This window comes from Allobosea sp. FBZP-16 (assembly GCF_002831785.1).
GTDB lineage: Bacteria > Pseudomonadota > Alphaproteobacteria > Rhizobiales > Beijerinckiaceae > Allobosea > Allobosea lupini.
Genome location: NZ_LNCQ01000020.1, coordinates 1 through 25,741, shown reverse-complemented (window position 1 = coordinate 25,741; position 25,741 = coordinate 1). Strand labels below are relative to the sequence as shown.

At 67.2% G+C, this 25,741-nt stretch carries 20 protein-coding genes; 15 read left to right on the top strand and 5 right to left on the bottom strand.

Annotated features, from left to right (window positions below):
* Window position 1: 1 nt before the first annotated feature.
* Entirely contained in the window at window positions 2–985 is a 984-nt protein-coding gene (locus CXY91_RS05900) for an ABC transporter ATP-binding protein (protein ID WP_100959668.1), read from the top strand.
* Window positions 982–1,998 carry an ABC transporter ATP-binding protein gene (locus tag CXY91_RS05895; protein WP_100959667.1) on the top strand — a complete coding sequence of 339 codons (1,017 nt, stop codon included), beginning with the start codon at window positions 982–984 and terminating at the stop codon, window positions 1,996–1,998. The genes CXY91_RS05900 and CXY91_RS05895 overlap by 4 nt, the downstream gene beginning before the upstream one ends.
* Before the next feature lie 9 nt (window positions 1,999–2,007).
* On the opposite strand, the gene CXY91_RS05890 is transcribed toward CXY91_RS05895, so the two are convergent.
* The 3 genes from CXY91_RS05890 to CXY91_RS05880 all read right to left on the bottom strand — a co-directional run bounded on the left by CXY91_RS05890 (window position 2,008) and on the right by CXY91_RS05880 (window position 4,789).
* Window positions 2,008–2,394 carry an LCCL domain-containing protein gene (locus CXY91_RS05890; protein ID WP_091831099.1) on the bottom strand — a complete coding sequence of 129 codons (387 nt, stop codon included), beginning with the start codon at window positions 2,392–2,394 and terminating at the stop codon, window positions 2,008–2,010.
* Between the two features lie 89 nt (window positions 2,395–2,483).
* Entirely contained in the window at window positions 2,484–3,761 is a 1,278-nt protein-coding gene (locus CXY91_RS05885) for a vWA domain-containing protein (protein ID WP_100959666.1), read from the bottom strand.
* Window positions 3,758–4,789, bottom strand: coding sequence for an AAA family ATPase (locus CXY91_RS05880; protein ID WP_100959665.1), 1,032 nt, complete (start codon window positions 4,787–4,789; stop codon window positions 3,758–3,760). Before CXY91_RS05880 ends, CXY91_RS05885 begins: the two co-directional genes overlap by 4 nt.
* 292 nt (window positions 4,790–5,081) lie before the next feature.
* Between CXY91_RS05880 and CXY91_RS05875 the strand changes: the two genes are divergently transcribed.
* The 5 genes from CXY91_RS05875 to CXY91_RS05855 all read left to right on the top strand — a co-directional run bounded on the left by CXY91_RS05875 (window position 5,082) and on the right by CXY91_RS05855 (window position 12,937).
* Window positions 5,082–7,376, top strand: a complete 2,295-nt coding sequence (locus tag CXY91_RS05875) for an NADP-dependent malic enzyme (protein ID WP_100959664.1) — start codon at window positions 5,082–5,084, stop codon at window positions 7,374–7,376.
* 173 nt (window positions 7,377–7,549) lie between these two features.
* The gene (locus tag CXY91_RS05870; RefSeq protein WP_100959663.1) at window positions 7,550–9,181 is read left to right on the top strand and encodes a peptide ABC transporter substrate-binding protein; all 1,632 of its coding nucleotides are present in this window, start codon (window positions 7,550–7,552) and stop codon (window positions 9,179–9,181) included.
* 113 nt (window positions 9,182–9,294) lie between these two features.
* Complete coding sequence (locus CXY91_RS05865; protein ID WP_100959662.1) at window positions 9,295–10,215, top strand: ABC transporter permease subunit; 921 nt, start codon at window positions 9,295–9,297, stop codon at window positions 10,213–10,215.
* 3 nt (window positions 10,216–10,218) lie between these two features.
* The gene (locus CXY91_RS05860) at window positions 10,219–11,340 is read left to right on the top strand and encodes an ABC transporter permease subunit (RefSeq protein ID WP_100959661.1); all 1,122 of its coding nucleotides are present in this window, start codon (window positions 10,219–10,221) and stop codon (window positions 11,338–11,340) included.
* Window position 11,341: 1 nt separating this feature from the next.
* Window positions 11,342–12,937 (top strand): ABC transporter ATP-binding protein, encoded by a 1,596-nt coding sequence (locus tag CXY91_RS05855; protein WP_100959660.1) that lies wholly within the window; start codon window positions 11,342–11,344, stop codon window positions 12,935–12,937.
* Between the two features lie 145 nt (window positions 12,938–13,082).
* Here CXY91_RS05855 and CXY91_RS05850 read toward each other — a convergent pair whose 3' ends face one another.
* Window positions 13,083–14,198: a branched-chain amino acid ABC transporter substrate-binding protein gene (locus tag CXY91_RS05850; protein WP_100959659.1), complete on the bottom strand. Its 1,116-nt coding sequence runs from the start codon at window positions 14,196–14,198 to the stop codon at window positions 13,083–13,085.
* Between the two features lie 81 nt (window positions 14,199–14,279).
* Between CXY91_RS05850 and CXY91_RS05845 the strand changes: the two genes are divergently transcribed.
* Both CXY91_RS05845 and CXY91_RS05840 read left to right on the top strand, forming a co-directional pair.
* Window positions 14,280–14,927 (top strand): CGNR zinc finger domain-containing protein, encoded by a 648-nt coding sequence (locus CXY91_RS05845; protein ID WP_158673278.1) that lies wholly within the window; start codon window positions 14,280–14,282, stop codon window positions 14,925–14,927.
* Between the two features lie 103 nt (window positions 14,928–15,030).
* Entirely contained in the window at window positions 15,031–15,888 is an 858-nt protein-coding gene (locus CXY91_RS05840) for a D-amino-acid transaminase (protein WP_100959658.1), read from the top strand.
* Window positions 15,889–15,993: 105 nt separating this feature from the next.
* Here the strand turns inward: CXY91_RS05840 and guaD are convergent, their stop codons facing one another.
* On the bottom strand, window positions 15,994–17,307 hold the full coding sequence (gene guaD, locus CXY91_RS05835) for a guanine deaminase (RefSeq protein WP_248307373.1): 1,314 nt from the start codon (window positions 17,305–17,307) through the stop codon (window positions 15,994–15,996).
* Window positions 17,308–17,439: 132 nt separating this feature from the next.
* Here guaD and xdhA point away from each other — a divergent pair, with 132 nt between their 5' ends.
* The 6 genes from xdhA to CXY91_RS05805 form a co-directional block, all read left to right on the top strand.
* Window positions 17,440–19,041: a xanthine dehydrogenase small subunit gene (xdhA, locus tag CXY91_RS05830; protein WP_100959657.1), complete on the top strand. Its 1,602-nt coding sequence runs from the start codon at window positions 17,440–17,442 to the stop codon at window positions 19,039–19,041.
* A 22-nt stretch (window positions 19,042–19,063) separates the two neighbouring features.
* Window positions 19,064–21,382, top strand: coding sequence for a xanthine dehydrogenase molybdopterin binding subunit (xdhB, locus tag CXY91_RS05825; protein ID WP_100959741.1), 2,319 nt, complete (start codon window positions 19,064–19,066; stop codon window positions 21,380–21,382).
* Window positions 21,379–22,245 carry a xanthine dehydrogenase accessory protein XdhC gene (gene xdhC, locus CXY91_RS05820; protein WP_100959656.1) on the top strand — a complete coding sequence of 289 codons (867 nt, stop codon included), beginning with the start codon at window positions 21,379–21,381 and terminating at the stop codon, window positions 22,243–22,245. Before xdhB ends, xdhC begins: the two co-directional genes overlap by 4 nt.
* Window positions 22,229–23,788 carry an ABC transporter ATP-binding protein gene (locus tag CXY91_RS05815; protein WP_100959655.1) on the top strand — a complete coding sequence of 520 codons (1,560 nt, stop codon included), beginning with the start codon at window positions 22,229–22,231 and terminating at the stop codon, window positions 23,786–23,788. Before xdhC ends, CXY91_RS05815 begins: the two co-directional genes overlap by 17 nt.
* Complete coding sequence (locus tag CXY91_RS05810) at window positions 23,781–24,857, top strand: ABC transporter permease (protein WP_100959654.1); 1,077 nt, start codon at window positions 23,781–23,783, stop codon at window positions 24,855–24,857. The genes CXY91_RS05815 and CXY91_RS05810 overlap by 8 nt, the downstream gene beginning before the upstream one ends.
* A partial coding sequence (locus CXY91_RS05805) for an ABC transporter permease (protein WP_100959653.1) occupies window positions 24,854–25,741 on the top strand: 888 nt, incomplete at its 3' end. The genes CXY91_RS05810 and CXY91_RS05805, both read left to right, overlap by 4 nt.

The window sequence follows — 25,741 nt, the reverse complement described above, 5'->3', positions numbered from 1 at the left end:
CATGGCGCCAGTTCTCGAAGTCACCAACCTCAAGACCCATTTCTTCACCCGTGCCGGCACGGTGAAATCGGTCGACGGCGTCTCCTTCCATGTCGATCGCGGCGAGGTGCTCGGTCTCGTCGGCGAATCCGGCTCGGGCAAATCGGTCACCGGCTTTTCGGTGATGGGCCTGATCGACCCCCCCGGCAAGATCGTCGAGGGCTCGATCAAGCTCAATGGCAGGGAACTGGTCGGGCTCGACGAGGAGGGCTTCCGCAAGGTCCGCGGCCGCGAGGTCGCGATGATCTTCCAGGACCCGATGATGACGCTGAACCCGGTCCTGCGCGTCGATACGCAGATGATCGAGGCCGTCACCGCCCATGACAAGGTTTCGCACAAGGCAGCCCGAGACCGCGCCCGCGACGCCCTTGCCAAGGTCGGCATCCCCTCGCCCGAGGAGCGGCTCAACGCCTATCCCCACCAATTCTCCGGCGGCATGCGCCAGCGTGTCGCGATTGCGATCGCCCTGCTGCACCGCCCGCCTCTGATCATCTGCGACGAGCCGACGACGGCGCTCGACGTCACCATCCAGAGCCAGATCCTGGCGGAGATGCAGTCGCTCTGCGCCGATACCGGCACGGCTTTGGTCTGGATCACCCATGACCTCGGCGTCGTCGCCGGCCTCGCCGACCGGATCGCGGTGATGTATGCCGGCCGCATCGTCGAGACCGGCGCTGTCGATCCGGTGCTCGACACACCCCTCCACCCCTATACCAACGGTTTGCTCGGTTCGCTGCCGGCCGAGGGCGAGCCCGGCGCGCCCTTGCGCCAGATCAGGGGCTCGACGCCGTCGCTGGCGCGCCTGCCGCAGGGCTGTGCCTTCGCAGCGCGCTGTAATTACGCGCAGGCCGATTGCCTCGCTATCGCCCCCGACGTCACCCCGTTCGCGGGCGAGCGCGGGGTGCGCTGCCACCATCCGCTGAACCTCGCCGGAGTCGCGGCATGAGCACGCCGATCCTCACCCTCGAAGGCGTCTCGAAGCGCTTCACCAAGCCACTCGACGCCGCCTCGAAATTCGCCAACCTGCTCGGCGCCAACTACAGCGAGCAGACCGTCCACGCCGTCGACAGCGTCGACCTCTCGATCCGCCAGGGCGAGGTCGTCGGGCTCGTCGGCGAATCCGGTTGCGGCAAGTCGACCCTCGGGCGCGTCGTCGCCGGCGTTCATCATGCCAGCTCCGGCCGCGTCTCCTGGCGCGGCCGCTATACCGACGAGATGTCGTCGGAGGAGCGCAAGGCGGCGACGCTCGCGATCCAGATGATCTTCCAGGACCCGATGTCCTCGCTCAACCCGCGCCTGCGCGTCACCGACATCGTCGGCGAGGCGCCCGTCGTGCACGGGCTGGTGCCGAAGGCGCAGCAGGACGCCTATGTCGCCGAGATGCTCGACCGGGTCGGCCTCGACTCGACCTATCGCCGCCGCTACCCGCACCAGTTCTCCGGCGGACAGCGCGCCCGCATCGGCATTGCCAGGGCGCTTGCGGTCAAGCCGCAGTTCCTCGTCTGCGACGAGAGCGTCGCCGCACTTGATGTATCGATTCAGGCCCAGGTTCTGAATCTTTTCATGAAGCTGCGCGACGAACTTAACCTGACTTATCTTTTCATTAGCCATGATCTCTCGGTGGTCCGCCACCTCTCCGACCGCGTCGTGATCATGTATCTCGGCCGCGTCGTCGAGGCGGCGCCGGCGAGCGAATTGTTCAAGGGCCCGCAGCACCCTTACGCGAAGGCGCTCCTCGCCAACGTCCCGACGATCAGCGCCCGCAAGAAGCGCTTCGCTCCGCTGAAGGGCGAGATCCCTTCGCCGCTGCATCCGCCCTCCGGCTGCCATTTCCACCCGCGCTGCCCGCAGGCGGGGCCGCGCTGCAGGGCCGAGCGCCCGGCACTGAAGGAGATCGCGACGGGCCATGTCGCCGCCTGCCATCTGCACGATGGCGGCGTCGGCGCGCTGGCGGCCTGAGGGCTCCCTTTAGAGTGGTGAGAGCTGCCAGGCATACTGATAGCGCCCGTATTGGGTGCTGGTGACGCCGTTGCGCTGCGTGCCGGGGAACTCCTCCGGCGGCGTCACCACCGTCACCCTGAAGACGCCTGTCTTGCCCGGCTTCAGCAGGCCCATATGGACGGCGGCCGCGCCGATCGTCGAATCGCCGCTGTAGACATCGGTGCCCCAGAGCTGGCCTTCCAGAACGCCCGTGACGCGGAAATAGTAGACGGCGCCGACCTTCTCGCAGAGCCCGTGCATGTTGGTCGGCGCATCCGAGGCGATTGAGTTCTGCTCGAGCAGCGTCTTGAGCTGCCGGCGCGAGAGTTTCCCGCGCTTGTCGAAATAGGCGACGAGATCCTGCACGACTTTCACGATCCACCTCCCTAGCGCGCGTTCCGTTCGACCGGGATCGGTCGAACGAAAAGAATTCGCGCAAAATCGAAAAGTTGAGCATGTTCTCGTCACAAAAGTGGTCCCCACTTTTGCGGAACATGCTCTTGCATGACAATCACGCGTCCATAGGACGGCTGGAACGAGGCTGACGCTTTCGGCAACGCCCAGAGCACCGCGTAGGGCACGGGCTCGTTGGGATAGGTGATGTCGCCATCGGTGATGATGATCGCCGAGCTCACCCGCGGATCATCCGCCAATGCGGCGAGCGCCGGTGTCAGGTCGCTGCCGCCATAGCCGCTGATCTGGTAGTCTGCGAGCGCTGCCGGCGACAGCACCTCGTCCGCGGTGACGACTGTGTCGCACTGGACGACGCGGATATCGTCGACCCCGGCCGCGTCGCAGAAATCGGCGATGGCGCCGAGCGCCTGCGGGATGTCGTCGCCCATCGAGGCGCTGGTGTCGAGGATGACGTTCAGCATCCAGGAATGGCGCTTGCGTCCGGGCATCACGACGTCGCTGCGATCATGGCCGCGGCGCGAGGCACGGGTGTAGGTGCGCTCGCCCGGCGCGGCGCCGTCGAGCCAGGCCTGGAGCGCGACATGCCAGGGCGTGTGGAACAAGCCGCGCTGCGCCCGCACGTTCTGCTGCTGGCCGCCCGGGCTGTCGCCCCTGCCGCGCAGGGCCCCCATCGCCTTTGCCAGCACCATGCCGCGGACCGCAAGATCGCGGACCGCCCGCGCCCGCTCGGCCTGGTCGGCGCTGTCCTCGGGGAAAAGCTCGCGCTCGCGCCGGGCGTCGAGCGCATCGCCCATCGCCCCGGGAGGCGCCTGACGCGCCGCGCCGAGCACTTGCTCGACGGTGATGGCCTGCCCCTCCCAGACTTGAGTCCGCGACGACATGTAGCTGCCGGTGCGGCGCATCTCCAGCACGATGTCCTCGGCCGAGCGCTCACGTGCGCCCTGCATATCGAGCCCGCCAGCCGGGATCTTGGTGGTGCCGAGCGCATGCCGCAGCATGTCGTTGATGATGTAGTCGTGGGCATAATTGAACTCGAGCGTGGCGCTGCCGCGGGCCCTGTCATGGGTCCGCAGCGCCAGGTGCAGGAGTTCGTGGGCGAGCACGAAGACGAGATCGTCGCCGGAGAGCCTGGCGGTGAAGGACGGGTTCGCCAGCAGCCGGCCGGAGGCGAAGACCCCCATGGTCGGCACGCGCTCGTCGATCTCGACGCGCACGGCCGCGGCAAGCCCGGCCAGATGGGGGAACGGCACCGTCACCAGCCGCAGGCCCCGCATGATCCGCCCATGGGTGGCGCGGTCGGCAACCGAAAGATCGGGCGCCGTGCTCATGCCGCAACCTTGCGCAGGAGGTCGTACATCGCCCGGTCCGCGCCGAGCGCCCCCCAGACCTCCACCATGTCGTTGAGCACGAGCAGTTGATGCTCCTGCGACAGGCTCCGCAGGAAGCGGTTGATCACCGCCGGCTTCGTGCCTTGCGCGCGCCCGTCCCTGACGAACTGGCGGATGCAATCGAGGATGAACCAGCGGGCGGAATCCCCCTTGGGCAGCAGCTCGGGCTTGCGCAGATAATCCTCGAGCGGGCGCACTGCGCCGATCGAATCCTCGGCGAGCGCGCAGAATACCACGGCGTCTTGCGGCGAGAGCCGGCCGAAGGCGAGCGCGCGCCGCAAGTCATTGCTGAGGAAGCCGGCCTTCTCGGCCATGTCGAGCGCTCGTGACAGCAATGTCCAGGCGCGCGGTGTCGAGAACGGCACAGGCTCGGCCGGCACCGGCCGCATCAGCGCGTCGGGAATCGTCGCGATGAAGCTGCGAATCTCGGCGCGCACGCCGGCACGCTGGGCCCAGGCGAGCCAATCTGCGGTATCGACGCGCAATTGCAGGATGGTGACGCGGTTGACCAGTGCCGAGCTCATCGCCCGCACCAAAGCGCGGTCCTGCAGGCGGTTGCCGGCAGCGACGACCCAGGTGCCTTTCGGCAGGGCATGCTCACCGAGCCGCCGCTCCAGCAGCAGCGAATAGAATGCCTTCTGGACATCGGGCGAGCAGGCCGGCAACTCGTCGAGGAACAGGCAGAACGGCTCCGGCTTCTCCGGCAGCAGCACCCGCGGCGGGCAGAAGACCGAGCGTTCGCCGACGATGCGCGGAATGCCGCTGACGTCCTCGGGAGCGATCTGGGTGCCGAGCAGCGAGCGACAGGGCAGTCCCGCCTCACGCGCGGCTTCATAGACCAGCTCCGACTTGCCGAGTCCGGGCGGCGAGAGCAGCAGGAAGCTCTGCTCATGCGCCATGCACTGGATCAGCTGCTTGGCCTGTCGCAGCGAGACGACTTCCTCGAAGGCGGAACGCGTCGCTTCCATCAACCCCTCCCAAGAGCACCCCGCCGGGATCACGTCCGCGGGTCCGGCGGGAGGTAGTCTGCAACAGCCGAGGCCGTTGAAATCATTATTTCTTTGTAATGTTTAGTTTTGTTTCACGGCTGTTTCACGGACCACCAGCTTCCGCGATTCTGGCGCTCCTGCCGCACTTGCCGGCGAGGCGCGGCCCTGTTTTCCCGACGGCACAAGTCTTTCGCCACCCGCTCCGGCTTGACGCCCACCCGTTTCCGCGCGACCTCCTCAACTCGCAACGGTAGCGCAGAGGAAGCGTGGGATGGCTAAGAGCACCTTGTCGGCGGACCTTCGTTCGGGCGCGCTCGTCTACCACCGCCTTCCCAAGCCGGGTAAGCTGGAGATCCAGGCGACCAAGCCGCTGGGCAACCAGCGCGACCTGGCGCTGGCCTATTCGCCCGGCGTCGCCGCCGCCTGCGAGGCGATCGTCGAGGATCCGGCTGAGGCTGCCGAACTCACCTCGCGCCAGAACCTCGTCGCCGTCATCACCAACGGCACTGCCGTGCTCGGCCTCGGCGACATCGGGCCGCTCGCCTCGAAGCCCGTGATGGAGGGCAAGGCCGTCCTCTTCAAGAAATTCGCCGGGATCGACTGCTTCGACATCGAGGTCGAGCAGAAGAACATCGAGAAATTCGTCGAGGTCGTCGCCGCGCTTGAGCCGACCTTCGGCGGTATCAATCTCGAGGACATCAAGGGCCCCGAATGCTTCGAGATCGAGGAGCAGCTCAAGGCCCGGATGAACATTCCGGTCTTCCATGACGACCAGCATGGCACCGCGATCATCGTCAGCGCCGCCGTCCTGAACGGGCTCGACCTAGCCGGCAAGAAGATCGGCGACGTCAAGATCGTCGTGTCCGGCGCCGGCGCGGCCGCGCTGGCCTGCCTCAACCTGCTCGTCTCGCTCGGCGCCCGCACCCAGAACATCTGGGTCACCGACCTCGACGGCGTGGTCTATAAGGGCCGCAATACCCTGATGGACCGCTGGAAGGAGGTCTACGCGCAGGAGACGCAGGCGCGCACGCTCGCCGAAGTCATCCCCGGTGCCGACATCTTCCTCGGTCTGTCCGCCGCCGGCGTGCTGAAGCCGGAGATGGCCAGGGAGATGGCGCAAAAGCCGCTGATCCTGGCGCTCGCCAACCCCTATCCGGAGATCATGCCGGAGGAGGCGCTGGCCGTCCGGCCGGACGCGATGATCTGTACCGGCCGCTCGGATTATCCGAACCAGGTCAACAACGTCCTGTGCTTCCCCTACATCTTCCGCGGCGCACTCGACGTGCAGGCGACGACGATCAACGAGCCGATGAAGCTCGCGGCGGTGCGTGCCATCGCTGCACTCGCCCGCGAGGCGACCTCGGACGTGGCGGCACGCGCTTATGGCGGTGAGGCCTCGACCTTCGGCGCGAACTCGCTGATCCCCAACCCGTTCGATCCGCGCCTGATCCTGCGCATCGCGCCTGCGGTGGCCGAGGCGGCGATGGCGACCGGCGTCGCCAAGAAGCCGCTGATCGACCTCGAAGCCTATCGCGAGGACCTGTCGCGCTTCGTCTTCCGTTCCGGCTTCCTGATGAAGCCGCTCTTCGCCAAGGCGAAGGCCGACCCCAAGCGCGTGATCTATGCCGAGGGCGAGGACGAGCGCGTGCTGCGCGCCGCCCAGATCGCGATCGAGGAAGGCATGGCGATCCCGATCCTGATCGGCCGCCCCTCGGTGATCGAGACCCGCGTCAAGCGCTTCGGCCTGACGATCCGGCCGGGCATCGATTGCGAGCTGGTCAACCCCGAGGACGACCCGCGCTATCGCGACTACGTCCAGACCTATCTCGACATCGCCGGCCGGCGCGGCATCACGCCAGAGGCGGCCCGCTCGCTGGTGCGTACCAACAACACCGTGATCGCGGCGCTGGCCGTGGCGCGGGGCGAGGCCGATGCGATGATCACCGGGCTGGAGGGGCGCTTCCTGTCGCGGCTGCGCCATATCCGCGACATCATCGGGCTCGAGCCAGGCGTCTGCGACATCGCGGCGATGACGCTGATCATCACCAGCAAGGGCGCGTTCTTCCTCGCCGACACCCATGTGAAGCACGACCCCACTGCGGAAGAGATCGCCGACATGACGATCCTCGCGGCTGGCCATGTCGAGCGCTTCGGCATCACCCCGAAGATCGCCCTGCTCTCGCATTCCGACTTCGGCGCGGCCGACACGCCGTCCTCGATCAAGATGCGCAAGGCGGTGAAGCTGATCCAGGAGCGCGCGCCGGAGCTGGAATGCGATGGCGAGATGGAGGCCGACACGGCCCTCCTCGCCACGATCCGCGACCGGGTGCTGCCCTCCTCGAAGCTGAAGGGCGTCGCCAACGTCCTGATCTTCCCCAATCTCGACGCCGCCAACATCGCCTACCAGTTCGCCAAGGTGCTGGCGGACGCGCTGCCCGTCGGCCCGATCCTGATCGGTGCCGCCAAGCCGGTGCACATCCTCACCGGCTCGGTCACGGCACGCGGCGTCGTCAACATGACCGCCGTCGCCGTCGCCGAGGCGCAAGGACGGGCCGCCGCAGGCTAACCTTGCGCCAGTTCCCGTTGAAGCTGTTTCTGAGCCAGCTTTCGAAAGCGGCTCAGAGACTTAAGCCGAACGGTTGATACCGGCTTTTCGCTCTTGGCGGGCGGCGCGCGATAGGCTCATACTTCGATTCAGGAGCGGGAAAGGGGCCCGTCCGAATCGTTCGGAGAGCGCTCATGTGTGAGATCCACCGTCAGTCCGGTTTCAGGCGCGCCATCCGGCCGCTCGCGCTGGCGAGCGGCCTTTTTCTTGCGCTCGCAGGCTTTGCCGGCGCCGCCATGGCGCAGGTCGTGTTCCATCGCGGCAATGACGGCGATCCCGAGACGCTCGATTCGCACAAGACCTCGACGGTCAGCGAAGCCCATCTCCTGCGCGATCTCTCCGAAGGCCTGGTGATCCACCACATCAACGGCGAGGTCGTTCCCGGCGTCGCCGAGAGCTGGACGATGGCGCCGGACGGCAAGAGCTACAGCTTCAAGCTGCGCGCCAACGCCAAATGGTCGAATGGCGACCCGGTCACGGCGAACGATTTCGTCTTCTCGTTCCGGCGCATGGTCAATCCGGAGACGGGCGCGAAATACGCCAATATCCTCTACCCCATCCTCAACGCCGAGAAGATCAACAAGGCAAGCGAAGGCGCCAAGCTCGAGGATCTCGGCGTCAAGGCGATCGACGAGCGCACGCTCGAGATTTCGCTGGAGCGGCCCACCCCCTATTTCCTGGAATTGCTGACGCACCAGACCGGCCTGCCGGTCCATGTGCCGTCCGTCCAGAAATTCGGCAAGGACTTCGTCAAGCCGGAGAACTGGGTCTCGAACGGCGCCTACACGCTGAAGGAATTCGTGCCGAACTCGCATATCCGGCTGGAGAAGAACAAGGCCTTCCACGACGCGGCGAACGTGAAGATCGACACGGTGATCTACTATCCGACGCCCGACTTCTCCGCCGCCGCCCGCCGCTTCCAGGCCGGCGAACTGCAGATGACATCCGACATTCCGGCCGATCAGGTCCAGCAGCTTCGCGAGAAGCTCGGCAAGGAGCAGGTCCGGATTTCGCCCTATCTCGGCACCTATTTCCTGATCATCAACACCGCCAAGAAGCCGTTCGACGACATCCGGGTGCGGCGCGCGCTGTCGCTGGTGATCGATCGCGAATTCATCGCCGAGGAGATCTGGGGCGGCACCATGCTGCCGGCCTATGGCGTGATCCCGCCGAATATCGGCAACTACGGCGAGCGCGCCGAAGCCGACTTCAAGGGCGCCTCCCCGCTCGACCGAGAGGACGAGGCCAAGAAGCTTCTCGCGGCCGCAGGCTTCGGGCCTGGCGTGCCGCTCAAGGTCCAGCTGCGTTACAACACCACCGACAACAACCGCCGCACCGTCATCGCCATCGCCGAGCAGTGGAAAGCGATCGGCGTCGAGACCAGCTTCATCAACACCGACGGCAAGACCCACTTCGCCCTGCTTCGCGACGGCGGCGACTTCGACATCGCGCGCTATGGCTGGATCGGCGATTATTCCGATCCGCAGAACTTCCTGTTCCTGTTCCAGAGCGACAATACCGGCTTCAATTCCGGCAAGTACAACAACCCGACATTCGATGCGCTGATGAAACAGGGCGCCGACGAAGTCGACATCGCCAAGCGCGCCGCGATCCTGCGCGAGGCGGATGCGATCCTGGCGGCCGAAGTGCCCTGGATCCCGGTGCTCTACTATTCCTCGAAGAACCTGGTCTCGCCGAAGGTGCAGGGCTTCCAGCAGAACCTGCGCGGTGCGTTGCCGACGCGGTTCATGAGCCTGAAGCCGTGATTCCAGACGCGTCATGGCCGGGCTTGCCCCGCCCATCTCAGGCCGAAGCGGGCGCCCGCCAGCGATAATGAGATGTTCGGGTCGAGCCCGAGCATGACGTAGGGACCAGCCCTGTGCTCACCTACATCCTGCGCCGCCTTGCCGCCGCGATCCCGACCCTGTTCGTGATCGTGACGCTGTCGTTCTTCCTGATGCGCGTCGCGCCGGGCGGGCCGTTCGATCTCGAGCAGCCGCTCGAAGCCAAGGTGATGGAGAACCTGCGGCGCATCTACAAGCTCGACCAGCCGCTGTTCCAGCAATACCTGACCTATCTCGCTGCCCTGCTGCGCGGCGATTTCGGCCCGTCCTTCTATTTCCGCGACTTCTCGATCGCCGAACTCTTCGCCCAGGGTCTGCCGGTCTCGATGCGGCTCGGAGCCTGTGCGCTGCTGCTCGCGCTGGCGATCGGCGGCCCGCTGGGCGCGCTCGCGGCCTTTCGCCAGAATGGCGCGGCCGACCATGCGGTGATCGGCTTCGCCACCGCCGGCATCACCATCCCGAACTTCGTCGTCGCACCCATCCTGCAGATCGTCTTCGGCCTGAGCCTCGCCTGGCTGCCGGTCGGCGGCTGGAACGGCGGCGCCTTCCGCAACACCGTGCTGCCGACCGTGACGCTCGCCCTCCCCCAGATCGCCGTCATCGCCAGGATGACGCGCGCGGCGATGATCGAGACGCTGCGCGCCAACCATATCCGCACCTTACGGGCCCAGGGCCTCTCGACCACGACCATCGCGCTGCATGCGGCGCGCGGCGCGGCGCTGCCGGTCGTCTCCTATCTCGGGCCGGCGGCGGCGAGCCTGCTCACCGGCTCGGTCGTGGTCGAGACGATCTTCGGCATCCCCGGGATCGGGCGCTATTTCGTCGAGGGTGCGCTCAATCGCGACTACACGCTGGTGATGGGCACGGTCGTCGTGGTCGCGATCTTCGTGCTGCTCTTCAACCTCGTGGTCGACGTGCTCTATGCGCTGCTCGACCCGCGCGTCAGGCTGGAGTGAGCGATGAGCGACACGACCACCTGTGCCCCGCCGCCCACCGGCCGCTCGCTCTGGCAGGACGCCCGCATCCGCCTGTTGCGCAATCGCGCTGCGGTGGCGAGCCTCGTCGCACTGGCGCTGATGATGCTGGCCTGCCTCGTCGGACCGCTGCTGACCGGCCACCCTTACGACCGGGTCTACCAGGACTATGTCCGTGTCCCCGGCAGCCTCTCCGCCTATCCGAAGGCGGAGGCCTTGCCCGGCGCTGTCCAGCGCATCGCCACGCGGATCAGGGCGACGCCGAGCGAGATCGTCGCGCAGGCTGATCGCGTCAGGCTGGTACTGACCGCGCAGCGGCCGATCGACCAGCGCCTGCTGGTCTATTTCGACCGCTCCGACCAGTTCGGCACGCCGGTCATCACCGCCAATGAGCAGGAAGGCCGCCGGCTCAGCCTCGAAGTCCCGATCGAGCGGCAATATTTCCTGTTCGGTACCGACTCCAATGGCCGCGACCTGCTGACCCGCACGCTGATCGCCGGCCGGGTCTCGCTCGCGATCGGCCTGCTCGCCACCGGCGTCGCATTGATCATCGGCGTCGCCTATGGCGCGACCGCAGGCTATCTCGGCGGGCGCATCGACATGGTGATGATGCGCATCGTCGACGTGCTCTATTCGCTGCCGTTCATCTTCTTCGTCATCCTCCTCGTCGTCTTCTTCGGCCGGAACTTCATCCTGATGTTCCTAGCCGTGGGCGCGATCGAATGGCTCGACATGGCGCGCATCGTCCGGGGCCAGGCGCTCTCGATCCGGCGGCAGGACTATGTGCTGGCGGCCGAGGCGCTCGGCGTCTCGACCGGCGGCATCCTCAGGCGCCATGTCATCCCCAATACGCTCGGGCCGGTCATCGTCTATGTCACCCTGCTGGTGCCGAAGGTGATCCTGCTGGAGAGCTTCCTCTCCTTCCTCGGCCTTGGCGTGCAGGAGCCGATGACGAGTTGGGGCGTGCTGATCTCGGACGGCGCGCGCGCCATCCAGGCGACGCCATCGATGCTGATCTTCCCTGCCGCCTTCCTGGTGACGACGCTGTTTGCGCTCAACTTCCTCGGCGACGGCCTGCGCGACGCGCTCGACCCGCGGGATCGCTGAGATGGCGGACGAACCCATCCTGTCCATCCGCGAACTCAAGGTCCGCTTCCGCACCAATGACGGCCCGTGCGAAGCGGTGCGCGGCATCGACCTCGATGTCGGCCCAGGCGAGTTCGTCGCGGTCGTCGGCGAATCCGGCTCCGGCAAGAGCCAGAGCGTGATGGCGGCGATGGGCCTCCTCGCCAGCAACGGCGAGGTCTCCGGCGCGATCCGCTATCGCGAGGTCGATCTTCTCACGCTGCCGCCGTCGGTCCTGAACAGCTATCGCGGCCGCAAGCTCGCGATGATCTTTCAGGAGCCGATGACCTCGCTCGATCCGCTGTTCCGGATCGGAGCGCAGATGACGGCGCCTCTGCGCAAGCATCAGAGCCTGTCGCGCAAGGCGGCGCGGGCGCGGGCCCTCGAACTGCTGAAGCTGGTGCGCATCCCGCACCCGGAGCGCCGACTCGATTCCTACCCGCACGAACTCTCGGGCGGGCAACGCCAGCGCGTGATGATCGCGATGGCGCTCGCCAACGATCCCGACATCCTGATCGCCGACGAGCCGACGACAGCGCTCGACGTCACCATCGAGGCGGAGATCCTCGCGCTGATCGCCGAGCTCAGGCAGCGGCTGCGCATGGCGGTGATCCTGATCAGCCACGATCTCGGCCTCGTCCGGAACTATGCCGAGCGCGTCTATGTGATGAAGGCCGGCGAAGTCGTCGAGAGCGGCCCGGTGCAGGCGATCTTCGAACGACCGCGGCACCCCTACACCAAGGCGCTGCTCGCGGCCGAACCGCATGGGCGCAAGGCACCTCCGCCGCAGGATGCGCCGATCCTGCTCGAAGCCCGCGACGTGCGCGTCTCTTTCGACCTGTCGCGCGGTTTCCTCAGGCGCGAGAAGGCAGTGCTGAATGCCGTCGACGGCGTCGACCTGACGCTGCGGCGCGGCCAGACGATCGGTATCGTCGGCGAATCCGGCTCGGGCAAGTCGACGCTCGGGCGCGCCTTGCTCAAGCTGCTGCCCTCCTCCGGGATCGTCCGTTTCGAGGATCGGGCGCTGACCCCGCTCGACCGCGCCGCGATGCGGCCGCTGCGCCGCGGCCTGCAGGTCGTCTTCCAGGATCCGTTCGGCTCGCTGTCGCCGCGCCTCACCGTCGGCGAGATCATCACCGAGGGGCTGCTGGTGCACGAGCCTGCTCTGTCGCGCGCCGAGCGCGAGCGGCGGGCCGCGGCGGCGCTCACGGAGGTCTGTCTCGACCCTGCCCTGCGCAATCGCTATCCGCACGAATTCTCCGGCGGCCAGCGCCAGCGCATCGCCATCGCCCGCGCCATGATCCTGCACCCGGCGCTGGTGGTGCTGGACGAGCCGACCTCGGCGCTCGACCGCACGGTGCAGCAGAGCATCGTCGCCCTGCTCAAGGAGCTCCAAGCGGCGCACGATCTGTCCTATCTCTTTATCAGCCACGACCTCGCGGTCGTCCGTGCCATGGCCGACGAGATCATGGTCATGAAGGATGGCAGGGTGGTCGAGCGCGGGCCGACGGAGGCGATCTTCGAGGCGCCGCAGCAGGACTATACCCGACGCCTTATCGCGGCCGCGCTGAAGCACTGACACGAAAAACGCCGCCTCGCTGGAGCGAAGCGGCGCCCTATCGGTGTCCGGCCAGGGGAGGCCACCGACACCGGCTAGAGGAGTATCCTCATCGCATTTTCGTCACGCGAGCCGGTATCCGCTTCGCTCGAAAATGCTCTGGCTATCAATTCTCGACATAGCTGATCTTGCCGTCCGCACCCTTCTTCCAGGTGTAGACGGTGTAGTCGAGGTTGGTGCGGTCGCCCTTCTTGTCATAGGACATGTCGCCGAGCACGGTCTTGAACGTCATGCCCGAATGCATCGCGGCGGCAACCTTCTTCGGATCGAGCGATTTCGCCTGCTCGGCCGCCTGCTTCATGATCTGGACCGCGGCGTAGGAGTAGAGCGTGTAGGCCTCCGGGTTGATGCCCTTGGCCTCGAAGCGCTTGACGACCTCGGCCGCCACGGGCCGCTTGCGCGGATCGGGCGGGAAGGTCATCAGCGTGCCTTCGGTGCCCGGGCCACCGATCACGGCGTATTCGTCGGACGTGATGCCGTCGGCGCCCATAGCCACCGTCGTCAGGCCCTGGTCGCGCATCTGGCGGACGATCAGGCCGAGCTCGGTGTGCAGTCCGCCCCAATAGAGCAGGTCTGCCTTGGCCGATTTGATCTTCGAGACCAGCGCCGAGAAGTCCTTCTCGCCGGTGTTGACGCCTTCGTAGAGCACTTCCTTGATGCCGGCGGCGTGCAGACCCTTGCGGGTCTCTTCGGCGAGTCCCTGACCATAGGTCGTCTTGTCATGGACGACGACGATGACCTTGCCCTTGAAGGTCTTGGCGATATGGCCGGAGGCGACGACGCCCTGCTGGTCGTCGCGGCCGCAGGTGCGGAACACGTTCCACAGGCCGCGCTCGGTGATCTTCGGATTGGTGGCCGACGGGCTGATCATCAGCATGCCGTTCTCGGCGTAGACCTCGGATGCCGGCATCGTCACGCCGGAGTTGAAGTGGCCGACAACCCATTTGACGCCGTCGCCGACGAACTTGTTGGCGACCGAGACGCCCTGCTTGGGATCGCCGACGTCATCCCCGCTCGAAATCACGATCTGCTGGCCAAGGATGCCGCCGGCCGCATTGATGTCAGCCACGGCCTGCTCGGCCCCGTTCTTCAATTGCGCACCGAAGGCGGCGCTGGCGCCGGTCATCGGACCGGCGACGCCGAGCTTGATCTGCGCCAGCGCTGCGCCATGCGACATCGCGAATGCGCCTGCGGCGAGCATCGCGATCAGATTGGTCCTCATATCCGTTCTCCTCCACGGTCCGAGCCGTGGCCGGACGCTACGTCGCTTGCATTAACCTGTAAATCTGAGATAGCTGGTTACATGACGACTGATCGCACCGGCGGCCCCAGCCGCGCCAGCTCCTTGCCGCTCGTCGCAAGCGAGCTCGCCTTCGACTTCACCAACACCACCTCGGATCGCGGCGGGCCCAGCCAGCTCGAGCATCTGCGCGAGGGGCGCGACGTCGTGCTCTGGGCGCGGCACGCCAAGGTGATCAGCGACAGCGACCGCGATGCGTCACTGGCCGCGGTCGAGGCGGACGCCGATCTGGCGGCACGCCTGCTCGCCGAGGCACTGGATCTGCGCGACACGATCTATCGGATCGGCGCCGCGATCAGCCGCCGCCAGCCGCCGGCGGAGGAAGACCGTATGCAACTCGCAGCCATCCACGCGCATTGCCTCGCCTGCGCCAGGCTGTCTCCGTTCGGCGACGGCTTCGTCTGGCGCTGGGACGCCAGCCAGACCCTGAGCGAGGCCATCCGCGGGCCGATCGCACTGTCGGCTCTGACCGTGCTGACCCAGCAGAACCTCGCCCGCATCAAGCAATGCGAGGGCGACCATTGCGGCTGGCTGTTCTTCGACACCACCAAGAACCGGCTGCGGCGCTGGTGCGAGATGTCGGTCTGCGGCAACCGCGCCAAGGTCCGCGCCTTCCGCCAGCGCCATTTCGAGGCGAAGACGGCGGGCTAGCACCGCCCTGCATCAGGCGCCGGTCGGCAAGCCGGCATGATATCTCGCCTCGCGCGCCGGGCTCGGCTAGGAAGGTCCGTCCTTCCCGCATGAGACCATCCCCATGAGCCGCACCGTCTACGTCAATGGCGCCTATCTTCCCGAGGAAGAGGCGACGATCTCGATCTTCGACCGCGGCTTCATCTTCGGCGACGGCATCTACGAGGTCTCGGCCGTGCTCGGCGGCAAGCTGGTCGATTGCGAGGCGCATCTGGCGCGGCTCGAACGCTCGGCCGGCGAGATCGGGCTCGACCTGCCCTGCTCGCGAGCCGAGCTCATTGCCATCCATCGGGAGCTCATCGCCCGCAACAGCCTGGACGAAGGCAGCATCTATCTGCAGGTCTCGCGCGGCGCCGCCGATCGCGACTTTGCCTTCCCCAAGGGCGTCAAGGCGTCCCTGGTCCTGTTCACGCAGGCGCGCCAGTTCGCCAATACGCCGCTGGCGAAGACCGGCATCAAGGTCGTCAGCACGCCGGACCTGCGCTGGGCTCGCCGCGACATCAAGAGCGTCAATTTGCTCGCGCCGGTGCTGGCCAAGCAGTTCGCGGCCGAAAACGGCGCGCAGGAGGCCTGGATGGTCGAGGACGGCGTCGTCACCGAAGGCGCCTCGTCGACCGCCTGGATCGTCAAGGGCAAGACGCTGATCTCGCGCCCGCTCTCGCACAAGGTGCTGCCGGGCATCACCCGCACGGCCGTGCTCGCCTTTCTGGCCGAGAGCGGCTTCACCTTCGAGGAGCGCGAATTCACGCTGGACGAAGCGCTCGACGCCGAGGAGGCCTTCATCACCTCGGCGACCAGCCTGGTCATGCCGGTGACGACGATCGACGGCCACAGCATCCACAACGGCGCGCCGGGGCCCGCGACGATCCGCCTGCGCGAGATCTATCTCGACCACGCCCGCAAGGGCGGCGTGCTGGGCTGATCGACCGCGACCGTCATGCTCGCCCTCGTGGCGAGCATCCACGTCTTGAACACCGTCTTTGAACCACGAAGACGTGGATGGTCGGGACAAGCCCGACCATGACGACTAGGCGGTGGCAGACGTTGCCAACTCCCCCGCGACATAGGTCGCGACGACATTGCGCTCGTCGCCGAGCGTGACCAGCACGAAGAGCTCCTCGGCTAGATCGCGCACCGTCTCCAGCCGGTGCGCCATCGCGCGCGTCGCGGCGGGATCGAGCACGACGATATCCGCCTCGTGGCCCGGCTCGAACGAGCCGATCAGATGATCCAGGCCCAGCGTCGCGGCATTGCCCAGCGTGATCGCATGCAGCGCCTCGAAGGCCGAGAGCGACTGCCCCTGCAGCTGCAGTATCTTGTAGGCCTCGGCCATCGTCCGGAGCATCGAATAGGAGGTGCCGCCGCCGATATCGGTGGCGACCGCGACCTTGACGCCTTCATGCCGCGCTCTCTGCCAATCGAACAGACCTGAGCCGAGAAAGAGATTCGAGGTCGGGCAGAACACTGCGATCGCGCCAGCTTCGGCAAAGGCGCGCCATTCGCGCTTGGTCATGTGGATGCAGTGGCCGAGCAGGCTCTTCTTCCCCAAGAGGCCGTAGTCCTCGTAGATGCCGGCATAGTCCGCGGCTTGCGGGTAAAGCTCCCGGGCGAAGGCGATCTCGGCCCGGTTCTCGTTGATATGGGTCTGGACGAAGCAGTCCGGGTGCTCCGCGACCAGCCTTTGCGACGCCGCCATCTGCTCCGGCGTCGAGGTCACGACGAAGCGCGGCGTGATCGCATAGAGCTGGCGGCCCTTGCCATGCCAGCGCGCTATCAGCTCCTTGCTGTCGGCATAGCCGCTCTCGGCCGTGTCGGTCAGCGCCGGCGGCGCGTTGCGGTCCATCATCACCTTGCCGGCGATCATGCGGGTGTTGCGCCGGTGCGATTCGGCGAAGAAGGCGTCGGCCGATTGCTTGTGCACCGAGCAGTAGACCGCAGCTGTGGTGGTGCCGCTCGCCAGCAATTCGTCGAGCAGGAAGGCAGAGAGCTTCTCGGCATGGCCCTGCTGGGCCAGCTTCTGCTCCTCGACGAAGGTGTATTTGTTCAGCCACTCCATGAGTTGCGCGCCATAGGAGGCGATCACCTGCGTTTGCGGCATGTGGATATGGGCATCGATGAAGCCCGGCATGATCAGATGCGGGCGATGATCGGTGATGGGAGCGCCGGCCGGCAGCGTCGGCAGCATCTCGCTCGCCTCGCCAGCAGCCTTGATCAGGCCGCCTTCGATGACGAGCAGGCCGTCCTCGACATAGCGATGCGCGGCCTCGCCGATCGCGTGCGGATCGTCGACGAACCAGAGAAGCCGGCCGCGCAGGGCCGAGATCGCACCGTCTTTGCTCAAGGCTCGCCGCTCCGGCTCAAATCGCGATCATATCTGCACCAAATCAAAGCTTCCGGCCAAGCCGCGAACGTGCCTAATCTTGGGGCATGAACCCGATTTGCCAGCGGCCGGACCGCCATGCACCGAACCGCCATGCGTGAGACCGTGCGTTTCCTGCTCGGCGACGAGCCGGTCGAGATCGCCTCCTGCGATCCGACCCGCACCGTGCTCGACTGGCTGAGACTCGACCGCCGCCGCACCGGCACCAAGGAAGGCTGTGCCGAGGGCGATTGCGGCGCCTGCACCATCGTGGTCGGCCGGCTCGATGGCGACCGTCTGCGCTACGAGGCGATCAATGCCTGCATCCGCTTCCTGCCGACTCTCGACGGATGCCATGTCCTGACCGTCGAGCACCTCAAAGATGCGGACGGAGCACTTCACCCGGTGCAGCAGGCGATGGTCGACTGCCATGGCTCGCAATGCGGCTTCTGCACGCCGGGCTTCGTGATGTCGCTGCTGGCGCTCTGGCTGAACGAGCGGTCACCGTCGGTGCAGCGGATCGAGGATGCGCTCGCAGGAAACCTCTGCCGCTGCACCGGCTACGAGCCGATCATCGCTGCCGCACAGCGCATGGATAGTGCCGAGCGCGAGCAGGATCGTTTCGTCGCTGGGATGGGCGCTGTCATCGCCCGGCTGAAGGCGCTCGCGGATGACGAAACGATCTCGATCGGCGATGGTGAGCGCCATTTCTACGCCCCCGCCAATGTCGCGGCACTGGCCGAACTCGTCAGCGCCCATCCGCAGGCGACACTCGTCGCCGGAGCGACCGATGTCGGCCTGTGGGTCACCAAGGGCATGCGCCGGCTCGATCCGGTGATCTACCTTGGCCGCATCGACGAATTGCGCGCGATCTCGGACGAAGGCGATCATCTTCGCTTCGGCGCGATGGCGAACCAGGTCACGGTGCGCGAGGCATTGGCAACCATCTCGCCGCAGCTCGACGAGATGCTGCGCCGCTTCGGGGGCGAGCAGGTGCGCAATGCCGGCACGATCGGCGGCAACATCGCCAACGGCTCGCCGATCGGCGACCTGCCGCCGGCGCTTATCGCCCTCGGCGCGACCTTGGTGCTCGCGCGCCGCCTCCCCATTCTCAGCCCTCATCCTGAGGAGCCGCGCAGCGGCGTCTCGAAGGATGATCCAGAGCGCGCTGGAGCATCCTTCGAGACGCGATCTGCGATCGCTCCTCAGGATGAGGGCCCTGTTAGGATCGAGCGGCGCCAGCTTCCGCTCGAAGCCTTTTTCCTCGATTACCGCAAGCAGGATAAGCGGCCGGGCGAATTCGTCGAGGCCGTGCTGGTGCCGAAGCTCCCGGCGGACGCGCTCTTCCACATCTCGAAGATCTCGAAGCGCTTCGACGAGGATATCTCAGCCGTTTGCGGCGCCTTCTATCTCGAGCTCGATGACACCGGCCGCACCAGCACGGCGCGGCTCGCCTATGGCGGCATGGCCGGCATCCCAAGGCGGGCCAAGGCTGCGGAAGCTGCTTTGCTTGACCGTTCGTGGGACGAGGCCGCAGTGGCTGCCGCAATCGCCGCGCTGGCGCAGGACTTCACACCGCTGACTGACATGCGCGCCTCGGCCGCCTACCGGCTCAAGGTCGCCGGCAACCTGCTGCGACGCTTCCTGATCGAGACGACGGCGCCCGAGACATCGACCCGCGTCGCCGGCCTGCTGGCGGAGGCTGCCAATGGCTGACGCGCGCAAGCGGCTCGACGCCATGGCGACACGGCCGATCGTCGGCTCGCCCCTGAAGCACGATTCCGCCGAGAAGCATGTCGCCGGCGAAGCGCTCTACATCGACGACATCGCCGAGCCGGCAGGCCTTGCCCATGCTTATATCGGCCTCTCCACCATCGCGCATGGCCGGCTGCTGTCGCTCGACCTGTCGGCCGTCGAGGCTGCTCCCGGCGTGCTCGCAGTCCTCACCGCAGCAGACATCCCCGGCGAGAACGATATCTCGTCGACGCACAAGCACGACGAGCCGGTGTTCGCGACGAGCGACATCCTGCATCACGGTCAGCCGCTCTTCGTCGTTATCGCCGAGACGCGCGAGCAGGCCCGCCATGCCGCGCTGCTGGCCAAGGCGACCTATGACGAGGCGCCTCCCCTGCTCGACGTCGCCGCCGCCCGCGCTGGCGGCTCCGAACTCGTCACCGAGCCGCTCAAGCTCGAACGCGGCGATGTCGCCTCCGCCCTAGCCGCCAGCCCGCGCCGGCTCAAGGGCTCGATGGAGATCGGCGGGCAGGACCATTTCTACCTGGAAAGCCAGATCTCCCTCGCCATCCCCGGAGAGGACGAGGACATGCTGGTACTGTGCTCGACCCAGCATCCGAGCGAAGTCCAGCACATGGTCGCCAACGTCCTTGGCGTGGGCGCGCATGCGGTCACCATCGAGGTCCGGCGCATGGGCGGCGGCTTCGGCGGCAAGGAGACGCAGGCCAATCTCTTCGCCTGCGTCGCGGCGCTCGCCGCCCGCAAGCTGAAGCGGCCGGTGAAGCTCAGGCCAGACCGCGACGACGACATGGTCATCACCGGCAAGCGCCACGACTTCGTCGTCGATTACGAGGTTGGCTTCGACGATGACGGCCGCATCCATGCGGTCGATGCCGTCTATGCCGCGCGCTGCGGCTGGAACGCCGATCTCTCCGGCCCGGTCACGGACCGCGCGCTGTTCCACATGGACAACTGCTATTTCTATCCGGCGGTGCGGGCCCGTTCCGAGCCCCTGCGCACGAACACGGTTTCGAACACCGCCTTCCGCGGCTTCGGCGGGCCGCAGGGCATGGTCGGGGCCGAGCGCTTCATCGAGGAAGTCGCCTTCGCCACCGGGCTCGATCCGCTGGAGGTGAGGAAGCGCAACCTCTATGGCGGCGAAGGCCGCGAGATCACGCCCTATCACCAGGAGGTCGAGGACATGATCGCCGCCGAGGTGATCGAAGACCTCGAACATTCCTGCGACTACCGCGCCCGCCAGGACGCAATCCGCGCCTTCAACCGGACGAGCCCGGTGATCAAGCGCGGCATCGCGCTGACCCCGGTCAAGTTCGGGATCTCCTTCACCGCGACCTGGTACAATCAGGCCGGTGCGCTGGTCCACGTCTATACCGACGGCACGGTGGCGCTGAACCATGGCGGCACCGAAATGGGCCAGGGGCTCTACCAGAAGGTGGCGCAAGTGGTGGCGCAGGCCTTCGGCATCGGGCTGGAGCAGATCAAGATCACCGCGACGACCACCGGCAAGGTTCCGAACACCTCGGCAACAGCCGCCTCCTCCGGCTCCGATCTCAACGGCATGGCGGCGCTCGACGCCTGCGAGACGATCAAGCAGCGGCTCATCGCCTTCGCCTGTGAGCACTGGCAGGAAAAGCCGGAGGCGATCGCCTTCCTGCCCGGCAGAGTGCAGGTCGGTGCGCGCGAGATCGCGTTCGTCGAGCTGGTCAAGGCGGCCTACATGGCCCGCGTCCAGCTCTCGGCTACGGGCTTCTATGCGACGCCGAAGATCCATTGGGATCGCAAGGCCGGACGCGGCCGCCCCTTCTACTATTTCGCCTATGGTGCCGCCGCGGCCGAAGTCGCGATCGACACGCTGACCGGCGAGTACAAGGTCGAACGCGTCGACATCCTGCACGACTGCGGCAATTCGCTGAACCCGGCGATCGACAAGGGCCAGATCGAGGGCGGCTTCGTCCAGGGCATGGGCTGGCTGACCACCGAGGAGCTGGTCTGGGACGAAAAGGGGCGCCTGAAGACCCACGCCCCCTCGACCTACAAGATTCCGGTCGCCTCCGACCGACCGCGCATCTTCAACGTCGCGCTCTTGGAGAAGGCGCCCAATCGCGAGCACACCATCCATCGTTCCAAGGCGGTCGGCGAGCCGCCGCTGATGCTGGCGATCAGCGTGCTGCACGCGCTCTCCGATGCGGTGGCGAGCGTCGGCGACCATCGGGTCTGCCCGCAGCTCGACGCGCCAGCCACGCCGGAGCGCGTGCTCGACGCGGTCGACAGGGTAAGGGCGCAGGCGGAGGCGGTACGATGACCCCCGCCAACTTCCTCGCCGCTAGCCTCACCGAAGGCGCCGTCATCGTCCGCATCACGGAGGCCCAGGGCTCGACCCCGCGCGAGGCCGGCGCGACGATGATCGTCAGCGCCCGCAGCAGCGCCGGCACCATCGGCGGCGGCCAGCTCGAATTCCACTGCATCGACCTCGCCCGGATCATGCTCGACAGCGGCGGCCCGCAGCAGTTGATCGATATCCCACTCGGCCCGCAAATGGGCCAGTGCTGCGGCGGACGCGTGCGGGTGGCGATGGAGCCCGCCACCGCCGCCCATCTTGAAGCGCTCAGGCAGGACGAGGCGAATGCAGCGGCCGAGCGGCCACAAGTGCTGATCTTCGGCGCCGGCCACACCGGCAAGGCGCTGGCGCGCAGCCTTGCCTTGCTGCCGGTCGCAGCGAGCCTGATCGACGATCGGTCCGGCCAGTTCGGCGAGGTGCCCGCGACCGTCGCCTGCCTGCAGCTCGAAGATCCCGAGACCGCGCTGGCCGCTGCGCGGCCGGGCTCCGCCTTCGTCGTCCTGACCCATAGCCATGCGCTCGATTATCGCCTGGCCGAGGCGGCGCTGCTGCGCGGCGACGCGGCCTATGTCGGGATGATCGGCTCGGGCACGAAGCGCGCCCGCTTCGAGGCAAGCTTCCGCCGCCGCCATCCCGGCAGCAAGGTGCTGGCCGGCTTCACCTGCCCGATCGGCGGATCGGATGTGCATGACAAGCGTCCGGAGGTGATCGCCGCCTTGACGAGTGCCGAGCTGGTGCGTTGCTTGCTTGGCGAGAAGGCGGGCCTCGCGGGGAGGTCCGCCACGGGACGCGCGAGGCCACGGAACCGCCATGACGCAGCCGCCTGACCAGACGGCACCTTCGCGCCTGGCGCTCGCCCATGTCTCGAAGAGCTTTCCGGGCGTGAAGGCCAATCAGGACATCAGCCTTTCAGTCCGCCCCGGCGAGATCCATGCCCTGCTCGGCGAGAACGGCGCCGGCAAATCGACCCTGGTCAAGATCATCTATGGTGTGCAGCGCGCCGACGAGGGGCAGATCAGCTTCGACGACCGGCCGGTCGAGATCGCCTCGCCCAAGGCAGCGCGCAAGCTCGGTATCGGCATGGTCTTCCAGCATTTCTCGCTGTTCGATGGCATGACCGTGCTGGAGAACATCGCACTCGGCCTCGACGAGACCGTCCCGGCCGAGGAGCTGAAGGCGCGGATCAAGGCGATCCTCGACAGCTATTCTTTGCCGCTCGACCCGGACCGCGAGGTGCATACGCTCTCGGTCGGCGAGCGCCAGCGCATCGAGATCGTGCGCTGCCTGCTGCAGAAGCCGAAGCTGCTGATCATGGACGAGCCGACATCGGTGCTGACGCCGCAGGAGGTCGAGCGCCTGTTCGAGACGCTGCGCCAGATCGCCAGCGAGGGCTGCTCGATCCTCTACATCAGCCACAAGCTGCACGAGATCAAAGCGCTGTGCGAGGCCGCCACCATCCTGCGCGGCGGCAAGGTCGTCGCGACCTGCGATCCGCGTGTCGAAACGACGCGACGCATGGCCGAACTGATGATCGGCGCGGAGCTGAAGAGCATCGAGCGGCCGGCTGGTGACGGCAAGGCCGGTGCGGCCCGGCTTTCGGTCGAGAAGCTCGACATGCCGGGCGAGCCGCCTTTCGGCACAAGCCTGAAGGCCATCTCCTTCTCCGCCCAGGCCGGCGAGATCCTCGGCATCGCCGGCGTCGCCGGCAATGGCCAGGCCGAATTGCTGATGGCGCTTTCGGGCGAGCATCTCGCCTCCCGCAATGAGGCGATCCGGCTCGACGGCCAGCCGATCGGCCTGGCCGATGCCGGCGCCCGCCGCGCCGCCGGCCTCGCCTGCGTGCCCGAAGAGCGCAACGGCCACGCCGCCGTGCCCGAGTTCTCGCTTGCGGAGAACGTCGTGCTGACTGCGCGCCATCGCCTGCCCCTCGCGCCATCGGGCGTGATCCGGCAAGGGCCGGTCGAGGCTTATGCGAAGGATGTCATCGCCCGCTTCGATGTCCGGACAACCGGCCCGGCGGCGCTCGCCGGCTCGCTCTCCGGCGGCAACCTGCAGAAATTCATTATGGGCCGCGAAATCGGGCAGCGCCCCGACGTGCTGGTGGTCGCGCAGCCGACCTGGGGCGTCGATGCCGGCGCTGCCGCCGCAATCCGGCAGGCACTGGTCGACCTCGCCGCGCAGGGCTCAGCCATCGTGGTGATCTCGCAGGATCTCGACGAGTTGCTCGAGCTCTCCGACCGGCTCTGTGTGATCAACGAAGGGCGACTGTCGCAGGCGCGGCCGGTCGCGGGCCTGAAGCTCGAAGAGATCGGCCTGTTGATGGGCGGCGTCCATGGCGAAAGCCATCAGGTGGAGCCGGCGCATGCTTGAATGGCGGCGCCGGCGCGAGCCCAGCAAGGCGATGCTGTATCTCAGCCCGCTGATCGCGATCGGGCTCACCATGCTGACCGGCATGCTGGTCTTCGGCGCGATCGGCTATGACGGCCTGCGCGCGGTCACTGCGATCTTCATCACACCCCTGATCGAGCCGCAGCGCTGGGCCGATCTCGGCGTCAAGGCGGCGCCGCTCATCATGATCGCGCTCGGCCTCGCCATCGGCTTTCGCGCCAATGTCTGGAACATCGGCGCCGAGGGACAGTACGTCATGGGGGCGATCGCCGGCACCGGCGTCGCGCTCCTGACCCATGACATGACTGGCTGGTGGATCCTGCCGGCGATGGCGCTCGCCGGCGTCGTGGGCGGCGCGGCCTATGCGGCGCTCCCCGCCCTGCTCAAGGTGCGCCTCCAGGTCAGCGAAATCCTGACCAGCCTGATGCTGACCTATGTCGCGGTGCAGTTCCTGTACTACCTCGTGCGCGGCCCGTGGAAGGACCCGGACGGCTTCAATTTCCCGCAGACCAAGATGTTCAGCGCCAGCCAGACGCTGCCGGCGGTCGCGGAAGGCTCGCTCGTCCATCTCGGCGTGCCGCTGGCGATCCTGCTGGCGCTGGTCGCCTGGTTCGTGATGGCTAAGACCGTCGCCGGCTATGCCGTGCGCGTCGTCGGGCGCGCCCCGGCAGCGGCTCGCCATGGCGGCTTCGACGCCAACCGCGTGACCTGGGTGGCGCTGCTCGCCGGCGGTGGCCTTGCCGGACTCGCCGGCATCTTCGAGGCGGCCGGTCCGTTCGGCCAGCTGACGCCGCAGTTCCCGGTTGGCTACGGCTTCACCGCGATCATCGTCGCCTTCCTCGGCCGGCTCTCGCCTCCCGGCATCGTCTTCGGCGCGCTGGTACTGGCGGTGACCTATGTCGGCGGCGAGATCGCCCAGAGCACGGTGCGCCTGCCCTCGGCCGCAACCGGCATGTTCCAGGCGTTGCTGCTGTTCTTCCTGCTCGCGACCGATGTGCTGGTGCGCTACCGGCTCGCCTGGAAGGCGCGCCCGGCAAGGAGCGCGCCATGACCGCCGCCATCCTCGTCTCGATCTTCATGACGCTCGCCGCCGCTGCGACGCCGATCCTGCTCGCGAGCCTCGGCGAGCTCGTCACCGAGAAGGCCGGCGTGCTCAATCTCGGCGTCGAGGGCATGATGCTGTGCGGCGCCGTCGCGGGCTTTGCGGTGGCCTACTCGACCGGCAGCGTCCCGCTCGGCTTGCTGGCGGCGACGCTGGCGGGCGTCGCGGCTGCTATGATCTTCGCGCTGCTGACGCTGGGGCTCGGCTCGAACCAGGTCGCGACCGGCCTCGCGCTGACGATCTTCGGCATCGGCGCCTCCTCGCTGATCGGCGCCGGCTTCGTCGGGCGCACGATCACGCGGCTCGGCCCGCTCTTCCCGGCCGACTACGCCGCCCATCCCTGGCTGCGCCTCGTCTTCGGTCATGACGCCATCGTCTACCTCTCGCTCGCGCTCGTCCTCGCCGTCAGCCTGTTCCTGCGCCGGACCAAGGCCGGGCTGATCCTGCGGGCCGTCGGCGAGAATGCCGATTCCGCCCATGCGATCGGCTATCGGGTGCTGGCGATCCGCACCGCCGCGACCGCCTTCGGCGGGGCGCTGGCCGGGCTCGGCGGCGCCTATTTCTCGCTGGCGCTGACGCCGATGTGGGCCGACCGCCTGACCGCCGGCCGTGGCTGGATCGCGCTCGCCCTTGTCGTCTTCGCCGCCTGGAAGCCGGGCCGGCTGCTGATCGGCGCCTATCTCTTCGGCGCGGTCGCGACCTTCGAATTGCAGGCCAAGGCGGCCGGCCTCAGCTTCATCGCGCCCGAGGTGCTGGCGATGACCCCCTACCTTGCGACGATTGTGGTTCTGACCATGATGTCGCTAGGACGGAGAACCGGCGGGCGCGACGCG